This is a genomic window from Pseudoalteromonas sp. AWM4_233 (assembly GCF_056158285.1).
This window is the reverse complement of sequence record NZ_JBSWSZ010000001.1, coordinates 2,759,829-2,780,052: the sequence shown is the minus strand read 5'-3', so window position 1 is coordinate 2,780,052 and position 20,224 is coordinate 2,759,829. Positions and strand designations below refer to the sequence as shown.

General features: G+C 41.7%; 23 protein-coding genes. 8 read left to right on the top strand and 15 right to left on the bottom strand.

Annotated elements, in window-relative coordinates; all coding sequences use genetic code 11:
• Positions 1-48 precede the first annotated feature (48 nt).
• From hemW to ACXAC4_RS12370, 6 genes are read right to left on the bottom strand one after another with little or no spacing between them, the layout of a single operon-like run.
• Complete coding sequence (gene hemW / locus ACXAC4_RS12395) at positions 49-1,185, bottom strand: radical SAM family heme chaperone HemW (protein ID WP_475162014.1); 1,137 nt, start codon at positions 1,183-1,185, stop codon at positions 49-51.
• Positions 1,186-1,187: 2 nt separating this feature from the next.
• The gene (locus tag ACXAC4_RS12390; protein ID WP_349285680.1) at positions 1,188-1,775 is read right to left on the bottom strand and encodes an XTP/dITP diphosphatase; all 588 of its coding nucleotides are present in this window, start codon (positions 1,773-1,775) and stop codon (positions 1,188-1,190) included.
• A gap of 7 nt (positions 1,776-1,782) precedes the next feature.
• Positions 1,783-2,217: a DUF4426 domain-containing protein gene (locus tag ACXAC4_RS12385; protein WP_349285681.1), complete on the bottom strand. Its 435-nt coding sequence runs from the start codon at positions 2,215-2,217 to the stop codon at positions 1,783-1,785.
• A gap of 12 nt (positions 2,218-2,229) precedes the next feature.
• Positions 2,230-2,763 (bottom strand): YggT family protein, encoded by a 534-nt coding sequence (locus ACXAC4_RS12380; protein ID WP_475162005.1) that lies wholly within the window; start codon positions 2,761-2,763, stop codon positions 2,230-2,232.
• A gap of 9 nt (positions 2,764-2,772) precedes the next feature.
• On the bottom strand, positions 2,773-3,594 hold the full coding sequence (gene proC / locus ACXAC4_RS12375) for a pyrroline-5-carboxylate reductase (protein WP_349285683.1): 822 nt from the start codon (positions 3,592-3,594) through the stop codon (positions 2,773-2,775).
• Positions 3,595-3,608: 14 nt separating this feature from the next.
• Complete coding sequence (locus ACXAC4_RS12370; protein WP_475162003.1) at positions 3,609-4,292, bottom strand: YggS family pyridoxal phosphate-dependent enzyme; 684 nt, start codon at positions 4,290-4,292, stop codon at positions 3,609-3,611.
• A gap of 30 nt (positions 4,293-4,322) precedes the next feature.
• On the opposite strand from ACXAC4_RS12370, the gene ACXAC4_RS12365 reads away from it, so the two are divergent.
• Genes ACXAC4_RS12365 through ACXAC4_RS12355 form a run of 3 tightly spaced genes read left to right on the top strand, consistent with a single transcriptional unit; the run spans position 4,323 to position 7,383 of the window.
• Complete coding sequence (locus tag ACXAC4_RS12365; protein WP_138482675.1) at positions 4,323-5,369, top strand: type IV pilus twitching motility protein PilT; 1,047 nt, start codon at positions 4,323-4,325, stop codon at positions 5,367-5,369.
• A 12-nt stretch (positions 5,370-5,381) separates the two neighbouring features.
• Entirely contained in the window at positions 5,382-6,500 is a 1,119-nt protein-coding gene (locus ACXAC4_RS12360; RefSeq protein ID WP_475161998.1) for a PilT/PilU family type 4a pilus ATPase, read from the top strand.
• Positions 6,481-7,383: a hypothetical protein gene (locus tag ACXAC4_RS12355; protein WP_475164118.1), complete on the top strand. Its 903-nt coding sequence runs from the start codon at positions 6,481-6,483 to the stop codon at positions 7,381-7,383. Before ACXAC4_RS12360 ends, ACXAC4_RS12355 begins: the two co-directional genes overlap by 20 nt.
• A gap of 3 nt (positions 7,384-7,386) precedes the next feature.
• Here the strand turns inward: ACXAC4_RS12355 and ruvX are convergent, their stop codons facing one another.
• The 6 genes from ruvX to ACXAC4_RS12325 are packed head-to-tail and all read right to left on the bottom strand — an operon-like array spanning position 7,387 to position 11,668.
• The gene (ruvX, locus tag ACXAC4_RS12350) at positions 7,387-7,836 is read right to left on the bottom strand and encodes a Holliday junction resolvase RuvX (protein WP_349285687.1); all 450 of its coding nucleotides are present in this window, start codon (positions 7,834-7,836) and stop codon (positions 7,387-7,389) included.
• Between the two features lie 15 nt (positions 7,837-7,851).
• Positions 7,852-8,412 carry a YqgE/AlgH family protein gene (locus ACXAC4_RS12345; RefSeq protein ID WP_058030647.1) on the bottom strand — a complete coding sequence of 187 codons (561 nt, stop codon included), beginning with the start codon at positions 8,410-8,412 and terminating at the stop codon, positions 7,852-7,854.
• Between the two features lie 48 nt (positions 8,413-8,460).
• A complete protein-coding gene (gshB, locus tag ACXAC4_RS12340) occupies positions 8,461-9,417 on the bottom strand; it encodes a glutathione synthase (protein ID WP_475161995.1) in 957 nt (318 codons plus the stop codon).
• A 55-nt stretch (positions 9,418-9,472) separates the two neighbouring features.
• Positions 9,473-10,207: a 16S rRNA (uracil(1498)-N(3))-methyltransferase gene (gene rsmE, locus ACXAC4_RS12335; protein WP_475161991.1), complete on the bottom strand. Its 735-nt coding sequence runs from the start codon at positions 10,205-10,207 to the stop codon at positions 9,473-9,475.
• A gap of 57 nt (positions 10,208-10,264) precedes the next feature.
• On the bottom strand, positions 10,265-10,741 hold the full coding sequence (locus tag ACXAC4_RS12330) for a hypothetical protein (protein ID WP_475161989.1): 477 nt from the start codon (positions 10,739-10,741) through the stop codon (positions 10,265-10,267).
• A 33-nt stretch (positions 10,742-10,774) separates the two neighbouring features.
• Complete coding sequence (locus tag ACXAC4_RS12325) at positions 10,775-11,668, bottom strand: DUF350 domain-containing protein (RefSeq protein WP_475161984.1); 894 nt, start codon at positions 11,666-11,668, stop codon at positions 10,775-10,777.
• A gap of 81 nt (positions 11,669-11,749) precedes the next feature.
• Between ACXAC4_RS12325 and glnE the strand changes: the two genes are divergently transcribed.
• A complete protein-coding gene (glnE, locus tag ACXAC4_RS12320; RefSeq protein ID WP_475161980.1) occupies positions 11,750-14,545 on the top strand; it encodes a bifunctional [glutamate--ammonia ligase]-adenylyl-L-tyrosine phosphorylase/[glutamate--ammonia-ligase] adenylyltransferase in 2,796 nt (931 codons plus the stop codon).
• A gap of 56 nt (positions 14,546-14,601) precedes the next feature.
• On the opposite strand, the gene ACXAC4_RS12315 is transcribed toward glnE, so the two are convergent.
• The 3 genes from ACXAC4_RS12315 to tolC form a co-directional block, all read right to left on the bottom strand.
• Complete coding sequence (locus ACXAC4_RS12315; RefSeq protein WP_475161978.1) at positions 14,602-15,216, bottom strand: TcpQ domain-containing protein; 615 nt, start codon at positions 15,214-15,216, stop codon at positions 14,602-14,604.
• 16 nt (positions 15,217-15,232) lie between these two features.
• Positions 15,233-16,159 carry an LpxL/LpxP family Kdo(2)-lipid IV(A) lauroyl/palmitoleoyl acyltransferase gene (gene lpxL / locus ACXAC4_RS12310; protein WP_475161976.1) on the bottom strand — a complete coding sequence of 309 codons (927 nt, stop codon included), beginning with the start codon at positions 16,157-16,159 and terminating at the stop codon, positions 15,233-15,235.
• A 122-nt stretch (positions 16,160-16,281) separates the two neighbouring features.
• Positions 16,282-17,622, bottom strand: coding sequence for an outer membrane channel protein TolC (gene tolC, locus ACXAC4_RS12305; protein ID WP_475161975.1), 1,341 nt, complete (start codon positions 17,620-17,622; stop codon positions 16,282-16,284).
• A gap of 166 nt (positions 17,623-17,788) precedes the next feature.
• Between tolC and ACXAC4_RS12300 the strand changes: the two genes are divergently transcribed.
• Genes ACXAC4_RS12300 through ACXAC4_RS12285 form a run of 4 tightly spaced genes read left to right on the top strand, consistent with a single transcriptional unit; the run spans position 17,789 to position 20,191 of the window.
• On the top strand, positions 17,789-18,412 hold the full coding sequence (locus ACXAC4_RS12300; protein ID WP_475161972.1) for an NUDIX domain-containing protein: 624 nt from the start codon (positions 17,789-17,791) through the stop codon (positions 18,410-18,412).
• A gap of 12 nt (positions 18,413-18,424) precedes the next feature.
• Complete coding sequence (locus tag ACXAC4_RS12295; protein WP_138482702.1) at positions 18,425-18,880, top strand: DUF1249 domain-containing protein; 456 nt, start codon at positions 18,425-18,427, stop codon at positions 18,878-18,880.
• Positions 18,867-19,640 (top strand): metallophosphoesterase, encoded by a 774-nt coding sequence (locus ACXAC4_RS12290; RefSeq protein ID WP_475161971.1) that lies wholly within the window; start codon positions 18,867-18,869, stop codon positions 19,638-19,640. Before ACXAC4_RS12295 ends, ACXAC4_RS12290 begins: the two co-directional genes overlap by 14 nt.
• Positions 19,625-20,191, top strand: a complete 567-nt coding sequence (locus tag ACXAC4_RS12285; protein ID WP_475161969.1) for a YqiA/YcfP family alpha/beta fold hydrolase — start codon at positions 19,625-19,627, stop codon at positions 20,189-20,191. The genes ACXAC4_RS12290 and ACXAC4_RS12285 overlap by 16 nt, the downstream gene beginning before the upstream one ends.
• Positions 20,192-20,224 lie beyond the last annotated feature (33 nt).

Here is a 20,224-nt window from a genome sequence, read left to right as displayed (position 1 = left end):
ATGGATTATCCGAGCGCGTTTTTATTTTTATAAAAACAGCAATGCTGTTTAAACAAATAATTCTAGCAGGTCATTTAAAAAACGGTGGCCTTTATTTGTAACCAACCATGAATGACCTAGATCTTCTATTAATCCTTTATTAAGTGCAGTGTTAATTGCAGCTTCAATTTTGCTTATCGCTAAGCCAGAATAATCGATGAACTGATTTTTATTGCATGGCTCTCGCAGCCTAAATTGGTTCATAAAGAACTCAAATGGGCGGTCTTCATTTTCAACTTGCCAGCTTTCATATAAATATGGCTTGCTAAGATCCATATAACCACGAGGGTGTTTCACTTTTACGGTACGTAAAATACCACCTTGTTTAGGTTGAGTTATCTTGCCGTGGGCGCCACAGCCTATACCTAGGTAATCACCGAAGCGCCAATAATTTAAATTGTGTTTGCATTGATAACCAGGTTTTGCGTAGCCTGAGATCTCATAGTGCTCGTAGCCTGCTTCAGCCAGCAATTTTTGCCCTTGTTCTTGAATATCCCATAGAGTGTCATCTTCAGGGAGAACCGGAGGTTTAGAAGCAAACTGAGTATTAGGCTCGATGGTCAGTTGATACCAAGACAAGTGAGGCGGGTTGAGTGCAATGACTTTTTGTAAATCACTTAACGCATCTTCTACACTTTGACCCGGAAGTCCATGCATTAAATCCATATTAAAAGAATTTAAACCTGCAGCTTGTGCTTCTTTTGCTGCGTTTATGGCTTCATTTTCACCATGAATACGACCTAGGGATTTTAACTTGTCGGCTTGTAAACTTTGCACACCAATTGAGATACGGTTAATACCTGCTTCAACATAATGCTTAAACTTGTCTTTTTCTACTGTGCCCGGATTCGCTTCTAAGGTAACTTCAATATCATCTTCAAAAGGGATAAGCTTTTCTATTTCGGCTAATAACCATTGATAGGCCTTACCCGATAACAAACTTGGCGTGCCGCCACCGACAAAAATACTGTGTAATTTACGACCTTGCACTAAGTGCAAATCAGCCTGCAAGTCGTGGAGTAAGTGTTGAATATATTCTTGTTCAGGAATTTCACCCTTTTGACCGTGGCTATTAAAGTCGCAGTAAGGGCATTTTTGCACGCACCAAGGTACGTGCACATATAAGCTTAGAGGAGGAAGTTGCACAATTAGCCTTTTAATTTAGCAACGAGTTGCTGCAGTGCCTGACCACGATGGCTCAGGGCATTTTTTTGCTCCTTCGTTAATTGTGCAGACGTGCATCCTTCGCTTGCAACATAAAATACTGGATCATAACCAAAGCCTTCACGGCCTTGTTGATCTTCTGTGATGGTCCCTTCCCAGCTTGCTTGGCAAACGAGTGGCGTCGGGTCATCAGCATGACGCATATAAACTAACACACACCAAAAACGCGCTGAACGTACTGTTTTACCTTGCATCTCAACCAGTAGCTTGTCGATATTGTCTTGGTCGTTTGCGTTTTCACCAGCAAAACGTGCAGAGTACACACCTGGTGCGCCGTTTAAAGCATCGACCTCAAGACCAGAGTCATCCGCAATGGCAGGCAGGCCGGTAATTTTAGCTGCGTGGCGCGCTTTAATAATGGCATTTTCGATGAAGGTAGTGCCTGTTTCTGGCACGTCAGGCACATCAAACTGGCTTTGTGGTAATACTTCAATGTTTAACTCATTAAGCATTGCACCCAGCTCTTTCACTTTACCTTGGTTGCCTGTGGCAAGAACGATTTGTTGACTCATCAGTTAGTTAGTCCACGTAGAATTTTTGTTGAAAGTTTAAAACTTGAAAGTTGTTACCTTGATTAATGTTGATTTTAAAGCGGTAAACCTCTTCATTGCGAAAATCAACTTGGGCAAGGTAATAAATGGCGTCGCCATCAACCACTTCTTTGAATTCCAGCACTTGTTTAGTTCCAAGGAGGTTCTTTGCTTCTCCTGTGAGCTTAGCTTTTTGAGCAGGTGTGCCTTTTTTATTGGCAAGCACTGAGATATTAATCACGCCTTTATAGTTACTACGCTCAAGCCCATAGGCTTTGGCGATACTAGGTTGAATAAAGGTTGAAGGGAAAGCGATGTAGTGTACTTGCCATGGGCCGAGTTCTTTATACTGTCCACCTTGTACAGAATTAGCAGAGGCAATAAAGCTACTTAAAGCTAGGATGAAAGCAATCAAAATTCGCATAAATACTCCTAATTAACCTAGCAAGTCCATGATTAATAATTGCACGAACTGCAGGCCAATAATTAATACCAAAATAGATAAATCTAAACCGCCAAGAGGTGGGATAACTTTACGAATTGGGCGTAGCATTGGCTCAGTAAGTTGGTCAAATACCGCGGCAATCGGGTTATAGCCTTGAGCTACCCAACTCATGATCGCACGAATAATTAATATCCAGAATACCAGCGTAAAGGCTTCTTTTAAGACAGTGATAACACCATTGATTGCGGCGCCTACAGGCTCCCAACCACCGTAAAACATCACCATGAGCAAAGATACTTTGGCAAAACCAACTAAGAAAGCAAGCACCAAAGAGGCGAGGTCTAAGCCACCTACACCTGGAATGATTTTGCGTAGAGGGTTAACCGCAAAAGAAGTGGCTTTGACGACTGTTTGACTGAGAGGGTTGTAGAAGTCAGCGCGAACTAACTGTAGCCAAAAACGCAGTAACACGACCATTAAAAATAGGTCGAATATGATACCAATTAAAAATTGCATAGCAGTCATGGCTGCCTCCTAGATCTGTTGTTCCATTTCTTCAGCGCGAGCGATACAGGCGTCCATAGCGTCGGCAACGGTAGTTTGTAAGTTTTGTGATTTTAAGTATTCAACAGCCGCGTGTGTTGTTCCACCTTTTGATGTCACATTGGCGCGCAGTTGTTCGAGTGAAATGTCATCATTGGCAAACGCCATTTCAGCCGCGCCTAATGCAGTTTGCTGCACTAGTAGTCGAGCTTGTTCATGGCTAAAGCCAAGGTTTACGGCTTTTTCAGCAATAGATTGCATAAATAGGAAGAAATACGCAGGCGATGAGCCTGTTACAGCAATGATGTCATTTATCTGTGACTCTTGCTCTAACCATAGTGCTATGCCTGTTGCGCTGAACATATCAGTGACAATGGCTTTTTCTTCATCGCTAATTGCATCGCTGAATAAGCCACTGACGCCTTTACCTAATAAGCTCGGTGTATTTGGCATACAGCGTACGAGTTTTGCATCAAACCCCAGCATTTCACGTAAGCGCTTTACAGTAATACCTGCAGCAACTGAGATGAATAGTTTGCTACTCATGTCTATGCCTGCGTCTTGGAATGTTTGGCAAAGTTCTGCCATCATCTGTGGTTTAACAGAGAGTACGATAATATCGGCTTGCTTTACTGCCGAAAGGTTATCTGATGTGGCGTTCACACCTAAGTCAGTTTCAACTTTTGCTAGTTTTTCTGGATTGCGGTTAGTAGCAATAATGCTGTTTGCATCGAAGCCACTTTTTACCATACCACCGATGATGGCATAGCTCATGTTACCTGTTCCGATAAACGCGATGGTTTTATTTGACATAGTTTGTGCTTACCTTATTGTCTTTTGCCAAAAATATCGGTGCCAATACGCACCATGTTTGCCCCAGCAATAATGGCAGGCTCTAAGTCCTGGCTCATACCCATAGAGAGGGTATCTACTTGAGGATATTGGTGCTTTAGTTTATCAAAGCAAGCCCGCATTTGCTGAAAATATTGTAATTGTTTCTGCTCATCATCGGTTTTTTCGGTGATGGTCATTAAACCACGGAGGTTTAATTGACGTGCATCAGCTATAAATGCAGCCAATTCATCTAGCTCTGAAAGCTGGCAACCCGACTTATTTTCATCTTCACTGATATTTACTTGGATCAGGATGTTCAATGGCATCAGGTTATTTGGTCGTTGCTCGTTTAAGCGTTTTGCGATTTTTAAACGGTCAACACTTTGCACCCAACTAAAGTGCTCCGCAATATGGCGAGATTTATTTGATTGGATCGGGCCAATAAAGTGCCATTCAATGTCTTTTTTATCTTTTAAGTGTTGAATCTTATCAACGGCTTCTTGTACGTAAGACTCCCCAAATTGACGTTGCCCTGCGTCATAGGCCTCTTCAATGAGGTCGATTGGTTTGGTTTTAGATACAGCCAGTAATTGTACCGTATCGGAAAATGGACTGTTTTGTTCTGCTTTTATCACGCGATCGTAGGCGCAGCTCAGACGTTCTGCTATTGTAACCATATTATATTTCAGCTCGTTTTGGAGTCATACATGGATATTACTGAATTATTGGCCTTTAGTGTTCAACATAAAGCCTCGGATTTACATTTATCATCGGGTGTTTCGCCGATGATCCGGGTTGACGGCGATGTGCGTCGTGTAAATATTCCCGCGTTAGAATCGAAAGACGTAAATAGCCTTGTTTACGATATTATGAATGATAACCAGCGAAAGGACTATGAGCAAAATTTAGAGGTAGACTTTTCATTCGAAGTGCCTAATTTAGCGCGTTTTCGTGTTAATGCATTCAATACGAGCCGTGGCCCTGCGGCGGTATTCCGTACCATTCCGTCAACGGTACTTTCACTTGAAGAGTTAGGTGCACCAGATATTTTTAAAGATATCTCGGATAAACCACGAGGCTTGGTACTGGTTACCGGTCCTACCGGTTCTGGTAAATCAACCACCTTAGCCGCTATGGTCGATTACATAAATAATAATAAACACCACCACATCTTGACCATCGAAGATCCCATTGAATTTGTCCATCAAAATAAATTGAGCCTAATTAACCAACGTGAAGTGCATCGAGATACCCATAGTTTTAAAGCGGCCCTTCGTTCAGCTCTGCGTGAAGATCCTGATGTCATCTTAGTCGGTGAATTACGAGATTTAGAAACCATTCGTTTAGCTATGACTGCCGCCGAAACTGGCCACTTAGTGTTTGGTACATTGCACACCACATCAGCACCAAAAACCATTGACCGTATTATTGATGTTTTCCCGGGCGAAGAAAAAGATATGGTGCGTTCAATGCTGTCAGAATCACTGCAAGCGGTTATTTCACAAACACTGGTTAAAAAGGTAGGGGGAGGTCGTGTGGCTGCACACGAAATCATGCTTGGCATTCCGGCAATCCGTAATCTAATCCGTGAAGATAAAATTGCGCAGATGTACTCGGCCATTCAAACCGGTGCTATGCATGGCATGCAAACAATGGATCAATGTTTAAAGAACTTGGTTAACCGCGGTCTTATCACTGCGCAAGATGCACAAACAAAAGCACATGATAAAGCGCAATTTGGTCCAAATATGTAAGGGGAGGCCATCATGTTATTGAATCAATTCTTACAAGCCATGGTTGACCGACAAGCATCAGACCTATTTGTTTCTGCTGGTCTCGCTGTGAGTGCCAAAATTGATGGTGAGTTAACGCCTTTAAGCGAGGAGCGCTTAACACCGGAAGCTTCTCTTGAGATTGTCGAGTCTGCAATGAATGACAGGCAAAAAGAAGAATTTTATCGCGAAAAGGAATGCAATTTCGCGATAGCCACCGATGAAGGTCGTTTCCGTGTATCTGCATTTTGGCAAAGAGATTGTGCGGGCATGGTACTGCGTCGCATTGTGACGCAAATTCCTGATGTGAATGATTTGGGCTTACCGTCTGTTCTGACTGATGTGATCATGTCAAAGCGTGGTCTGGTGTTATTTGTCGGTGGCACAGGCACAGGTAAGTCAACATCACTGGCAGCACTACTTGGTTATCGCAACCGTAATCAGCGTGGTCATATTCTAACAATCGAAGATCCAATTGAATTTGTGCATGAGCACAAAAAGAGCATCATTACACAACGTGAAGTAGGGATTGATACAGAGAGTTTCGAAGCGGCGCTAAAGAGTTCGTTGCGACAAGCCCCTGATGTCATTTTGATTGGTGAAATCCGCTCTCAAGAAACCATGGAATACGCACTTAGCTTTGCTGAAACAGGCCATTTATGTGTAGCAACACTTCACGCAAATAATGCTAACCAAGCGATAGATCGTATTATGCATCTGGTTCCAAAAGAGAAACATGATAAACTTAAATATGATTTGGCGTTGAACCTACGTGCAATTGTCGCTCAGCAATTGGTACCTTCAGCCAAGGGAGAGGGTCGTGAAGCAGCGATAGAAATCTTACTTAATTCGCCTATGGTTGCTGAGCTTGTCAAAAAAGGAGACATAGGTTCAATTAAAGAAACCATGGCGAAGTCAAAAGAGATGGGTATGCAGACCTTTGATCAGGCATTGTTTGAGCTCTATAAACAACGTCGTATTAATTATGCCGATGCACTTCACTACGCAGACTCGCCGAATGATCTACGCTTAATGATAAAGCTGCAGAATAATGAACAGCAAGGCGCAGGTTTCCTACAAGGTGTGACTGTTGATGGGTTGGACTCAAAATAATAAATATTTAAGAAGTTTATATTTTGTACTACCTATGTTGGCTGTGTTGCTTAGTCATACAGTCAACGCGTTAGGTATAAACAAAATACAGATATACGTTAGGGATGATGTGTATATCGATTACAAACGATTCCTAAACGGCCGTAACGTCTCAGAGATCACAGACTTTTCTGGAGAGTATATTCGTCGAGACGTTGTTGATATGATTTTAGCGCAACAAGCACTCGCGTTAGGTGGCTTTACAAAAGAGTTCGAATATCAAACTGGAAACGTCAACTTTAGAAATACTAAACTGCTGGAGCAAGGTAAACTGCTACTCAGCATGGACAGTTATTGGTTAGAAGATGCCAAAGCTATGTCTGACTCTGTGTATGTTAGCAAAGCACTCATCAAGCGAGGTGAGTACTATGCAGGGGTATTTTATTCACCAAATAATGAAAAAATGCAGCAGCTTCAAAGTTATCAGCAACTGATAAACTACACCTCAGTCAGCACACCACGCTGGCGCACCGATTGGGAAACCCTACATAACCTGCCATTAAATAAGCTATTTGTTGAACATGAGTGGGTGTCTCAAGCGCGCATGGTAAGCATGATGTGGGCTGATTTTATGTTAATGCCACTGATGCCGAGTCTTAAAAATGAATTTAATTTAGAAGGCATAAAGTTAGTTGCTCACCCAAGTTTGGTGATGCTTTTGGATGGTAGTCGACACTTGGTTGTATCGAAAGCACATCCATATGGCAAAGAAGCTTTTAAAGCGTTGCAAAAAGGGTTAAAGATATTGAGAGAGCGTGGCATGATCATAAAAGCCTACACGCAAGCAGGCTTTATTCCTGATCTGTCAAAATATAAGGTTTTAAATCAGTTACCAACTAGGTAAGAATTAGTCCCAAAGTGATTCAAAAAAGCTTTCTAAAATGATAACCGCAGACATACCGTCTACGTTGCTCTTGCCTAAATTACGATAGCCACCTTGCTCGAACAAACGTGCTTTTGCGTCAGTGGTGGTCAGTCGTTCATCTTGGGTTTCAACTTGTAACTTAAAGTTATTGTGTAGGCGGTTGGCAAACTTTTTTGCTTGGAATGTAACTTGTTGATTCGTGCCATCCATATTTAACGGCAGTCCAACCACTAATAAATCAGGCTTCCAGTCGTCGATGTGTACAGCAATTTCATCCCAATTAGGAATACCATCTCGCGCTTTGACGGCGCCAACACTATTGGCTGTGCCTGTGATCTCTTGACCAACAGCAATACCAATACTTTTAGTACCAAAATCAAAACCCATGACCGTTCGTTGACCAATGGGTGTTTTTTCTTTTTTATCTGTCATTAATTTTATTCTGTATTAGGCGTGACCTGCGATAGTCGCAAGTTTAGACACATCGAAGCCAAGCATTTCAACTGCTTTTTGCCATCTTTGTTCTACGGGCGTATTAAATATAATTGCAGGATCAGCTTTGATAACCAACCAGCTATTTTCTGATAACTCTCTTTCTAACTGACCTTGCTCCCAACCTGCATAGCCAAGGGTAATAATAAACTCACTGGGGCTGTCATCATAAGTCAGACTTGCTAGCACATCTTTAGACGTGGTTATCATGATCTCTGAGCTCAGCTCTTGGCTTGATGAATAGCCATATTTTGGCGTATGAAGCACAAAGCCTCTGTCGGTATGCACAGGGCCACCTGCAAACACATGGCGTTTAGAGGCTTCACTCATCTTGTTATTTTCGATATCAATTTTATCGAGTAGTTCACCGACAGTGACATTGACAGGGTGGTTAATCACCAGCCCCATCGCACCTTCTTCATTATGCTCACAAATATACGTCACACTTTGCTTGAAGTAGGGGTCTTGCAAACTCGGCATTGCGATTAAGAAATGGTTTTCTAATGATGATTGCATATTGATGGCCTTAGATCAGAAGATGGGGCGCATGTTGCCCCATTTTGTTTATTTATTATGGGCTAGTTTTTCTTCTATCGCCTCATAGAATTTATCCATAATTGAAATATCAAACGCTGCTTCTATTTCTTTTACACAGGTTGGCGCTGTGACATTGATTTCGGTTAGCTTGTTACCAATGATGTCCAAGCCAACAAAAATGAGCCCTTTTTCTTTTAGGGTTGGTGCAACAGCTTGCGCGACTTTTAAATCATCCTCACTGATTGGACGGGCTTCACCACGACCTCCTGCGGCAAGGTTACCTCGGGTTTCACCACCTTGAGGAATGCGCGCTAAGCAGTAAGGGATGACTTCACCATTCACAACCAAAACACGTTTATCGCCTTGCTTAATTTCTGGAATGTACTGTTGTGCCATTGCAAATCGACTACCATGTTCAGTTAAGGTTTCGCAGATCACGCCAATGTTAGGGTCATCTTGTTTTACTCTGAAGATTGATGCACCACCCATGCCATCGAGTGGCTTTAAAATGATATCGCCATGCTTAGTTAAAAACTCGCGAATTTGTGTTTGAGAGCGCGTGACCAGCGTATCAGGCGTATGTTCACTAAACCACGCAGTAAATAGCTTCTCGTTAGCATCGCGTAAGCTTTGTGGCTTATTAACCACTAAAGTACCAGCATCTTCAGCGCGTTCAAGAATATAAGTTGCGTAGATGTATTCAGTATCAAATGGTGGATCTTTTCGCATTAAGATCACATCTAGATCACTCAGTGCAATATCTTGTTTATCTTCTAATGCATACCAGTTGTCAACGTCATCAAACACGGTTGCTTTAGCTGCGGTTGCACGGGCTTGGCCTTGATATAAAAACAAGTCGTCCATTTCCATATAGTACAGCTCATAGCCACGTTGTTGCGCACTGAGCATCATGGCAAAGCCAGTGTCTTTTTTAATATTGAAACCACTGATTGGATCGCTAATGATACCGAGTTTAATTGCCATAATGTTTACCTAGTTATTTGAATGTTTTAATCAATATGGGGGTAGAAAAGCACTTTTAAAGTGCTAAATCACCAAATTGCAATTGCAGTGCACTTAATACGGTTAAAGCGGCTGTCTCAGTGCGAAGTACTCGTGGGCCTAAGCGAACATCTACAAAGCCTTGCTCTGAGGTTGCAGCCATCTCCTCATCAGTGAAGCCGCCCTCAGGCCCCACTACAAAACGCACACCTTGTGTTGGTACTGGTAAAGTTTTAATACTGTGCTCGGCACGAGGGTGTAGGGTTAACTTTAACTCTTCACTTTGTTGGGACAGCCACTGAGATAATTGAATTGGAGGGTGGATCTTGGTTACAAAATTACGACCTGATTGCTCGGCAGCAGCGATTGCGATTTTTTGCCATTGCTGGTGCTTCTTAGCGAGGCGATCACCGCTTAGTTTTACGCCACAACGGGTTGTGAACAGAGGGGTAATTTCGGTGATACCTAGCTCTACTGATTTTTGAATGGTGAAATCCATTTTATCACCGCGAGAAATCCCCTGACCCAGATGAATTTTAAGAGGAGATTCAACATCAACGTCTTTGAATTCGATAGGTGTTGCTGTAACCGACTTTTTGCCTACTTCGGTCAGTTCACAAAAATACTCTCCTCCTTCGCCATTAAATAAAGAGACATGATCGCCTTGTTGCATTCTTAACACTCGACCAATATGGCCTGCAGCATCATCAGAAAGCAGAACTGGGGTGTTAAGGCTTAACTCAGAAGGTTGAAAAATATGAGGAACGCGCATAGTGATTAGACTTAAAAACAAAGGTGGGGCAATAGTAAGGCTAAGCGAAAGCGGCGTCTAGTCATTCTCTAATTTACATAAAGATGCTTCGATTGATTTATATGCTTCATCGAGGTGTTCGTTATTGCAAGACATGTGATTTTCATGAAACACATCTTGAATTTTACTGTAGTTATAACCTTCAGCTGTGATTTCAACTAAATATCGGATTGGGTGGAGGGCGTTGAATATGGCTCTTTGCTCTTCATTAGCCAAATGGAAGTCTAAATCATGGATTATCACCCCTGCAATTTGGTGATGTTCTTGCAAATAAGCGGCAAGCTCAGTCACACTTATTTCGTTGGCAAAGTCACAATAGCAGTAGTCTTTGATTAGGTTGTCGAACATCATTTTTACTAAATGACGCGTATTTTCACCGGCAACAATAAGGTGTTGCGGCTTGTTTGGAAATTGTTGATTTTGATAGGTCACAAAATCTCTGCTGAACTCAGCATTACTGTCTATAAGCAAAAAATTTTCAAAACAAGTCGCCATACCTTCACCTTGCTTCAGTCAGTGGTTAACGCACTAAACTGAAAAGAGATTAATAAGTAAATAGCCCATAGCGGTGAAAACCGCAAATTCTATACAGGCAACGCCAATGTTATCTTGGTGATCAACTTCTAGTCCTACATTCACTTTTGGCAGAGCAAAATGAATAAGAGAAAAGCTCATCGAGTATAACAGTACCCACATTATTCCACAGTGAAGCAACACGCTATTGATATTCTCGACTATGGTGGCCCCGTGATAAGGTGCACTCTGTAACCCTGCAAAGAGCGCTAATGAAAGCCCAATGGTTTTACCCGCATATCGTATACCAATTGAGGTATTCGCAAGGTTAAAGTTTTGTTGTAACGAAGCGCCTTGGTTTGCCTTGGCAAATCGCATTTCTCTTAGCTTACTATCAATAGCAAATACGATCTGTAAAACAATAAAGCTCATCGTTGCCACTAATAAATCACTGACGCCCTGTGGGTGCAGCCAATGAAAAATACCTAATACAAGTATGGTATTACCCAGTAACATGCCTGAATCGACGAGGGCTGCACAGATATTTTGTTTCATGATGGCTTTTTCTTCATTGAATCGATTTAAAATCCATTTTCGATGAATATATTGACCTAGCAAAATAAAACTAAAAGAAATCAGAACGGTAAGTATGGCTAATGTAAAATGGCCAGCAGTTAAGTGTTCATACACATCAGGAAAGATATATGCCCCAGTGATCGCGATGATACCGATTTGACAGGCGTAGTTAATGCCGAAGGCAAAGTTATCGCGTTTGGCAATTTCAGATTCGAGGGCTTTTTTGGCTTTGTATTGCATTATGAGACGATGACCAATCACAATCAGGCTTGCTAATACAAAACAAACTAAAATGGCAAAAATATTGATATCGAGTAAAGACAAATATGACATATAACGTGTAATGTTATGGTTTTAATAGATTAACTATAACGACTCCCAACTCATTGAGCTACCTAGCTTTGGAGATTTTTTATGCATCAGGTCGATTTTCCGCTTTCACTTTTGCAATTAGCTGAGCAACGTTGGCAGCAATTATATGGCGCACAGCCCTATGATGAGCAACTTGGGCGGTTAATAGGGCTCAGTGATTTTGCATTTAGAATTTTAGAAAAACGACCGGAGTTAGGGACTTGGTTACAGCAACTTAATGTTGACTGTCGTATCGTTCCAGAGCCACTGACAGGCGACCTAGTCGAACTGAGTGAGTTGGCATGTTTTAAACAACTGCGCTTATATCGTCAGCAGTACTGGCTAAAGGTGATGTGGTTAGACTTGGTTCATCAAAATCCCATCGAAGACAGTATTGAGTATATTTCTAAGTTGTCAGAAGCTTTAATCGGGGCCGCGAATCAATGGGCGTTTGCGCAAACAACAAAGCAATGTGGCGCCCCGTTAGATGAACAAGGAAACTCTCTGCCAATGTTGGTTTTAGGTATGGGTAAGCTTGGTGGCGGAGAGCTTAACTTTTCATCAGACATTGATTTAATTTTTACTTACCCAAGAAATTTACCGACGCAAGGCGGTAGGCGCAGTTTCGAATCCCAAGTGTTTTATACTAAGGTTGCGCAAAAGCTGATTAGCGCGTTAAACCAAGTGACTGCAGACGGGCAGGTATTCAGAGTGGACATGCGCCTTCGACCATTCGGTGAAAGCGGACCTTTGGTGATGAGCTTTGCTGCCATGGAAGATTATTACCAAGACCAAGGCCGTGAGTGGGAGCGTTATGCGATGCTCAAAGCAAGGCCGCTAGGGGAAGAAACCTGTTATTGGGATGAATTTAAGCAACTACTTAAACCTTTTGTATATCGCCGTTATATCGACTTCTCAGTGATTGAGTCGCTTAGGAAAATGAAGCATCTCATCGCGCAAGAGGTACGCAGAAAAGGGTTAGTAAATAATATCAAACTCGGTGCAGGTGGTATTCGTGAAGTCGAATTTATAGTGCAAGCACTTCAGATGATCCGCGGAGGTCGAGATGTCGGCTTGCAAACCCCCTCTATATTGGCTGCCATTTCAGAATTAACCCAGCTTGATATCTTACCAAGTGAAGTCAGCCATAGTTTAAAGAGTCACTACTTATTTCTTCGCAGAGTCGAGCAATACCTGCAAGCATTTGATGATCAACAAACGCAAACTTTGCCCGGTTCGGAGTTAGATAAAGTGAGACTGGCTTACTTACTCGAACATCAAGATTTTCAGTCAACTTTGCCGCAGATTAACCAAGTGATGGAGTCTGTTCGACAAGAATTTGCTTTAGTGGTGGGAGATGAACCTCAAGAGCAAACGAGTTTTGACGACAGCTATAGCTATGCCTGGTTACAAAGAGATTGCTTACAATTAGAAGGTGTACTCGAAGCTGAAAAATTAGCGCAATGGCAAAATGTGCTGGTTGAGTTTGATGCCAAGCTGAATAAGCGTCATGTAGGCATAAGAGGGCGAGATATACTAGATAAGTTGATGCCTGCTCTACTGCATGCTCTGGCACAGCAAAAAAGCTCAGCTGAGTTGTTGCTGCGGGTTTTAAACATTGTTGAAATGATTGCGACTCGAACTACTTATTTAGAATTACTGTTTGAGAATCAGGGCGCACTTAAGCAATTGGTTCTGTTGTGTGGCCATAGCAAGTGGATCGCTGAACATATTGCAAAATACCCTATATTGCTTGATGAACTAATTGACCCCGCAGCGCTTTATAAACCTTTACCCTTGAGTGAGTATCAGACTGAAATTAGACAGTATTTCTTACGTATTGAGCAAGATGACCTCGAGTTACAAATGGAAGCGCTAAGACAATTTAAGCAAGCGCATCAATTACGTATTGCCGCCGCGGATGCGACCGGTGTGTTGAGTATCATGAAAGTCAGTGATCATCTTACAGCGCTTGCTGAAGCAATCGTATCTCAGTCAGTGAATCTAGCTTGGCAGCAAATGGTAAGCCGCTACGGTGAGCCACAGGGCTGTAATGAGCTTAGTAAGGGCTTTGCAGTAATCGCTTATGGCAAAGCGGGAGGCTTAGAGCTAGGCTATGATTCAGATCTTGATTTAGTATTTGTCCATAATCAACAAGGTGATAGCAGCACGATTGGGAATAAGCAGATCTCCTCTCGTCAGTTTTATTTAAAACTTGCTCAGCGTTTAATGCATTTATTCAATACTCGTACGGCGTCAGGCATTTTATATGAGCTTGATACAAGGCTTCGCCCAGAGGGGAACTCTGGCTTGTTGGCGATTAATATTGAAAGCTTTAATCATTATCAGCAGTCACAAGCGTGGACATGGGAACATCAAGCCCTGACCCGCGCGAGAATGATTTACGGTGAGACTGAGTTAGTCGAGCGTTTTGCAGAGATCCGCAAAGATATTTTATGTACAGCAAGGGATGAAGCTCAGCTAAAAGATGATGTGGTCAAAATGCGCGAAAAGATGCGCGCGCATCTTTCTAAAGACAGTGAACAAGCATTTGATTTAAAACAAGGCCATGGCGGCATGACAGACATTGAGTTTATCGCTCAGTTTTTGGTATTAAATCATGCTAAGCATTGTCATAAACTCACGCACTTTTCAGATAATATTCGCATTCTAGAGAGTGCTGCGCAGCAAGGTGTCATTAGCTCAGAGCAACAAGCTATATTGACAGAATGTTATTGCACACTTCGTGAGCATTATCACTTAAATAGTTTAAATCAGCAGGGTCGGTGCGTGCCAAGAGAGCTGGTAGCCGGGCAGGTAGTACAGGTCAGAAATATTTGGCAGCAACTTTTCAACTAAGCCTGCTTCCAGAATAAAAAATGGGGCTAATTTTAGCCCCGTTTTTTGTTGGTGATTTACTTACTTAACCTTCTACAATTCGTTCTGACGAAGTGAGAAGGCTTTTGTGTAATGACTGCTGCGCGATGGTTAGGGCAAAAGAAAGTATACACTTCGTACTCGAAGTCATCATTGATTGCGCGACCAACCTGATAAAGTGCCGACACAAAATTACTATCGACTCTGAAGTTATGTTTGACGACATAATCTCTTTCTAAATACCAAAATAGTTCAATGCCTTCTTCGCGCGCATAGTTGGCTAAAACGTCCTTCAAAGTGCCACCTGATTCAAAGCGTCGTGGCGCTAGCTCCCCTGTCCAACCAGGAGAGGAAGGTTTTACAACCAGGCCGCGTTGTGCCAGCGCATCATCGAGAGGAAAAGTTGGTTTTCCTAAATTTATGACATACTGATCGCGTTCAGTATCTCGCTCGCTAACACGGTTTCTAAAACTTTCATAAAATTGCGAGAGACCTTTTGCTGCTGCATTGCTGGTCTTGGTCATGTCCATATTTTCTGGTAATGCACCATTAAGCACATAATAGGCAGCTGCAATTAAAATAGCGCTTAGGGCGAGATGCTTTACCCAAAATCCCATAGAGGACGACTTTTTTCTTTTGTTCTTTTTAGCCATACATAACACTCATGTTTTACTTGTAGTACGATGGAGCATTCTCATCAGGTCGTGTTTTGAACCTGCGGTGCAGCCACATATATTGTGAAGGTGCTTTATCAATTGACTGCTCCATACGCTCATTTACACGTCTAACATCATTATTGTCATCACCACTCGGGAAATCCTCTAGTAGTGGGTGAAATTCAATATGATACTTACCCTGTTCATCTCGAAAGCCAGATAAGCTTAACGCCTCACAGTGCTTACTTGCTGCGAATAACAAGGTCCCTGTTGTTGTCGCTGCGTCTTTTACTGCATAAAACGAAGTAAACTCACAGCGGTTACGGCCATAATCTTGATCGGGTAAGTAGTAACACATTTTTTTATTTTTTAGTGACTGCAATAAGCCTTTTACATCTCTTTTACCGATTAATGCCTCATTTGAACAAAGCCGTCCTCGAGTCATAAAAAACTCCATCAAGGCATTGTTATGTGGACGGTAAAATCCAACTCCTGGCTGAATAGAGCCGACAATTCGCCCTAGCATTTCAAGGTGCAGCATATGTGGTACAAGTAAAAGTACCCCTTTACCATCAGCCTGCACGCGCTCAACATGTTCAAAGCCTTTAATTGAACCAATCACATTTTTAACTCGCCAATTTGGCCACCACCATGCCATGCCAGTTTCTAATGTTGCCACGCCTGTGTTTTCCATATTCTCTTTTACGAGTTTAGCCTGTTCAGCCTCGCTCATATCAGGAAAACAAAGCTTGATATTTACTTCGGCAATTTTGCGGCGTTTCTTAACATATTTATGGACTAATTTTCCCAGACCTTGACCTAACCATATTTGTATTTTTTGTGGAAGCCAAGAAATTAAGTAAAGGAAAAGCACACCAAGCCAAGTTAGCCAATACTTTGGTGCCAAAAAAGCGAGTTTAAAAGATGGATTTGTGACCACAAAAGTTCTCTCGTACACAGAATTGTCGATAGTTTAACGATAAGCTTTTCAAAATACAAAAGCCGGCGAGTGCCGGCTTTTGAAAAAAGAATTTTTAAGTGTCTGTTTAACTGAACTTAATTTTAGCCTTCAACAAGACCTTTGTTGATAGCTTCAAGGTCAGCTCTTGAAAGCGTACCGGTTGCTTGCTTAAGTCTAAGTGAAGAAAGTACGTATTGATAACGCAGGTTAGCAAGGTTACGTTTTGCTGCATATAAGTTTCGTGTACTAACTAGTACGTCAACAATGGTACGAGTACCTACTTCAAAACCCGCTTCTGTTGCTTGTAAAGCACTCTCAGCAGAAACAACGGCTTGCTCTAGTGCGCGGTAAGTCGCAACATCAGACACCACTTGGTTATAAGACGTGATCACCGAGCGGGTGATGTCACGCATACTCTTTTCTAGATCTTCACTCGCGGCAACAAAATTAGCTCTTGCTCTTTCTGTCGCTGCTTGTGTTTTACCACCAGAGTAGATTGGGACGTTTAAAGTTAATCCAACTTGAGTCGTGTCACCACGAGGTTTACCGTCTGCACCTGCTGCATTAGTTAAACCATCTGAGTAAGATGCTTCAAAACCAAGAGTTGGGTAATGACCCGCTTGTGCTCTGTCAATTTCATCTGACGCAATATCTAGTGATGCTTTAGTTATCTGTAAAGATAAATTACGCTCTTTTGCAATATCAATGAATTCAGTTGATTTTTTAGTTGGCTTCACAGTTGAAAAAGTATCAGTGTTTAAAGCATCAAGTTTACTGTGGTATTTGCCAGTAATTGTTCTTAGTGTTTCACGCGCTGTTTCAACATCATTTGAAGCAACAATTTCGTCAGCAACAGCACGGTCAAACTGAGCTTGAGCCTCATGCACGTCAGTAATTGCTGTTAAGCCCACTTCATAGCGTTGCTTTGTTTGTTCAAGTTGACGTTCGATTGCGCGTTTTTCTGCTTGTACGAATTCAAGATTGTCTAATTTACTTAAAACGTCAAAGTAACCTTGGGCAATGCGAACAATTAGGTCTTGCTGAGCTAATGCATACTGAGTCTCTGATTGCAGTGCTTGTTTTTCCGCAATGCCTAAACTTTCCCACACACCTAAACTGAACACGGTTTGTGAAAGAGTAAGTGTACGAGTGAAAGAGTCAGAAGATGAACTACCAAATACATAACCTTCTGCATCGTTTCCTTCATAACCATCTCTATCGGTTTCACCATAGCTCATTCTGAAACCTAATGAAGGTAGTAATTCACCTAATGCGCTGTCTTTAGCAAACTTTTGTGCGTTAGCTTGGGCTTTTGCTTTTAATACCGTAGGATCATTGGCAGTTGCAATGTCGTAAACTTGTAATAAGTCTTCGGCTTGAGAAATCGTGCTGGTTAAAGCGCATGATAAACCAACAAGTAGTGATAATAAGCTTTTTTTCATTTGTCGCTCGATCCTTAGACAATTTTTAATTGAGAGTATGTTACCGTGTTTTCATCAATAGCAAAGGGGTAAATACGTAAAAGTTTACGCTCAAGTGTAACAGAATATATTACAGTTGAAATACCTAGTTTTTTGCGTCTAGATCCCTATTTTTAAAGGTAAATTTATGAAGTCTATAAATCAATTTAATGAAAATGATGTAAAAATCACATCAATTGAGCCGGTTTTTGATGGCTTCTTTAAAATTCATGCGTATAAATTTAATCATGCGCTTTTTGCTGGTGGCATGAGTCAAACTGTGCGCAGAGAAATACTAGAGCGCGGCCATGCTGTGGCTGTTTTACCGTACGATTCGAGTACAGATAATGTACTACTTATTGAGCAAATTCGCATAGGCGCGCTGGCAACAAAAGACTCACCTTGGTTACTAGAATGTATTGCTGGCATGGCCGAGGGGTCTACTGATTATGAGGAAGTGGTTCGCAAAGAAGCCAAAGAAGAAGCCGGCTTAGAACTGCAAGAACTTGAATTTATGACATCATATTTATCAAGCCCAGGCGGTACCACTGAGCGATTATATTTATATCTGGCGAAAACAGATTTATCTAAAGCAGGCGGTATCTATGGCTTAGATAACGAAGACGAAGATATCAAAGTGCATGTTATGCCTTATGATGAAGCGATTGCACGCCTAAACAGTGGAGAAATTGATAACGCTGCGACTGTGATTAGTCTACAATGGTTAGCGTTAAATAAAGCCCGTATATTGGAACAGTGGCAAGCAGAGTAAAGAGGTGCACAGTTGAGTAATGTGGTTACTAGGCAAGCGTATATTCAATCACTCCCTAAGTATATTACCTTATGTGAGCGTAACTACTTACGCGCGTTAAAAGTATTACCAGAAGAAGTGGTTGGCGAGAAGCGTAAAATCGTATTAGCCAATGCCAGTTACGAAGTACATATTGACGACTGTGCAAAATACACCACAGATATCTCAATTAAACAAACCTCAACAATTAGCGACTATCTACCCGAATTAGATATTGCTGTTCGTCTATACCATGATGCTAAAGTGGCTGAGGTGGTGCATCATGACTTTCATCAGCGCATTAAGCCTTCTTACGGTTACCCAAATCCGAGTATGCACCACAAAGATGAAAAATATCAGTTGAATGCTTTTTTAGGCGATTGGCTGATGGCATGTTTAGAAAGTGGTCGAGTACCTTTAAATTGGGACGTGAACAATGGCATGGTTTGAACAAATTTATCCTTTTGATACCCGCCATCTAAAACTTGCTCATTTCACTGACTGTCACTTATTCGCTAATAAAGAAGGTGAATACTTTTCTGTTAATACAGCAAGCAACTTAGCAGCAACGTTCGAATTCCTCGCTTCGCAACAATTAGATGCGGCAATATTTGGCGGCGATATTACCCAAGATCATACTGCTGAGTCTTATCAGTTATTTGCAGAGCTTTTAGAGCAAAGTGATTTAATCTGTCCGGTCTTTTGGTTGCCTGGGAATCATGATGAACCCCGTGATTATACGGCGATTGAAAATGCCCAAATACTGCCACATAAAAAACTAATGGCAGATGGCGTTGAAGTATTACTGCTGAATTCAAAAGGCGACACGCCAGCAGGTTGGTGTACACAAAGCCACCTAGAAGAACTACATACACATTTACATAAAACTGAAAATCATGTGCTCGCGCTATGTCATCACCATCCAGTGCCAATCAACGGGTATTTAGATAAACACATTTTAGAAAATGGGCCACAGTTATTAAATACTTTGGTTAATAGTGAAAAAGTAAAAGCGCTTATTCACGGCCATGTGCATAACGATTACTCGCAAAGCTATAGAGAGTTACCAGTGTTAGCAACACCGGCAACGTCGATTCAGTTTTCAAAAGCAACGTCAGATTGGCAGCAGCAAAATTTAGGGCCCGCAGTGCGTTTAATTGAGTTCTCGCGTTCAGCGTTTAAAACAGAGGTGGTATGGTTAAACGCGTAATTTACATCCACGGGTTTAATAGCTCAGAGAAGTCATTTAAAGCGCAACAGTTTGGACAGTGGGTATTAAGGCATTATCCTGATATTGAATATATCTCACCGAGATTACACTTTGATCCCAGAGTTGCCATTATTCAGCTAACACAGCTGATTGACCAACAGACGGTGTTGTTGGGCAGCTCGTTAGGTGGATATTATGCTACTTATTTGTCGCAGTTGCATAACATTAAAGCAGTTGTGATTAATCCGGCAGTTAAGCCTTTTGAATTATTAGCAGATTACTTGGGACCGCAGTATAATCCCTATCAAGACATGCACTACGAGCTTACCTTAGAGCATGTTGCTGCCTTACAATCACTATTTATGACTCATCTTCCACATCCTGATGGGGTAATGTTGCTTCAGCAAATGGGAGATGAAGTTTTGCCATTTGAGCAAGCAGTTGATTATTTTAAACAATGCGCGCAACATGTAGAGTTTGCCGGTGATCACAGTTTTATGGGTTTTGAGCGTTACTTTGACACCGTTGCCAAATTTCTTAAAATCACGTAAAACAAAACGAATAAAAAAGATAAAGAATTAAGC

What these genes read in the sequence shown, in the direction of transcription:
- ACXAC4_RS12390 (WP_349285680.1), bottom strand. Translation starts at nt 1,775, where the DNA reads ATGAGTCAACAAATCGTTCTTGCCACAGGCAACCAAGGTAAAGTGAAA.
- ACXAC4_RS12385 (WP_349285681.1), bottom strand. Translation starts at nt 2,217, where the DNA reads ATGCGAATTTTGATTGCTTTCATCCTAGCTTTAAGTAGCTTTATTGCC.
- ACXAC4_RS12380 (WP_475162005.1), bottom strand. Translation starts at nt 2,763, where the DNA reads ATGACTGCTATGCAATTTTTAATTGGTATCATATTCGACCTATTTTTA.
- proC (WP_349285683.1), bottom strand. Translation starts at nt 3,594, where the DNA reads ATGTCAAATAAAACCATCGCGTTTATCGGAACAGGTAACATGAGCTAT.
- ACXAC4_RS12370 (WP_475162003.1), bottom strand. Translation starts at nt 4,292, where the DNA reads ATGGTTACAATAGCAGAACGTCTGAGCTGCGCCTACGATCGCGTGATA.
- ACXAC4_RS12365 (WP_138482675.1), top strand. Translation starts at nt 4,323, where the DNA reads ATGGATATTACTGAATTATTGGCCTTTAGTGTTCAACATAAAGCCTCG.
- ACXAC4_RS12360 (WP_475161998.1), top strand. Translation starts at nt 5,382, where the DNA reads ATGTTATTGAATCAATTCTTACAAGCCATGGTTGACCGACAAGCATCA.
- ACXAC4_RS12355 (WP_475164118.1), top strand. Translation starts at nt 6,481, where the DNA reads ATGGGTTGGACTCAAAATAATAAATATTTAAGAAGTTTATATTTTGTA.
- ruvX (WP_349285687.1), bottom strand. Translation starts at nt 7,836, where the DNA reads ATGACAGATAAAAAAGAAAAAACACCCATTGGTCAACGAACGGTCATG.
- ACXAC4_RS12345 (WP_058030647.1), bottom strand. Translation starts at nt 8,412, where the DNA reads ATGCAATCATCATTAGAAAACCATTTCTTAATCGCAATGCCGAGTTTG.
- gshB (WP_475161995.1), bottom strand. Translation starts at nt 9,417, where the DNA reads ATGGCAATTAAACTCGGTATCATTAGCGATCCAATCAGTGGTTTCAAT.
- rsmE (WP_475161991.1), bottom strand. Translation starts at nt 10,207, where the DNA reads ATGCGCGTTCCTCATATTTTTCAACCTTCTGAGTTAAGCCTTAACACC.
- ACXAC4_RS12330 (WP_475161989.1), bottom strand. Translation starts at nt 10,741, where the DNA reads ATGGCGACTTGTTTTGAAAATTTTTTGCTTATAGACAGTAATGCTGAG.
- ACXAC4_RS12325 (WP_475161984.1), bottom strand. Translation starts at nt 11,668, where the DNA reads ATGTCATATTTGTCTTTACTCGATATCAATATTTTTGCCATTTTAGTT.
- glnE (WP_475161980.1), top strand. Translation starts at nt 11,750, where the DNA reads ATGCATCAGGTCGATTTTCCGCTTTCACTTTTGCAATTAGCTGAGCAA.
- ACXAC4_RS12315 (WP_475161978.1), bottom strand. Translation starts at nt 15,216, where the DNA reads ATGGCTAAAAAGAACAAAAGAAAAAAGTCGTCCTCTATGGGATTTTGG.
- tolC (WP_475161975.1), bottom strand. Translation starts at nt 17,622, where the DNA reads ATGAAAAAAAGCTTATTATCACTACTTGTTGGTTTATCATGCGCTTTA.
- ACXAC4_RS12300 (WP_475161972.1), top strand. Translation starts at nt 17,789, where the DNA reads ATGAAGTCTATAAATCAATTTAATGAAAATGATGTAAAAATCACATCA.
- ACXAC4_RS12290 (WP_475161971.1), top strand. Translation starts at nt 18,867, where the DNA reads ATGGCATGGTTTGAACAAATTTATCCTTTTGATACCCGCCATCTAAAA.
- ACXAC4_RS12285 (WP_475161969.1), top strand. Translation starts at nt 19,625, where the DNA reads ATGGTTAAACGCGTAATTTACATCCACGGGTTTAATAGCTCAGAGAAG.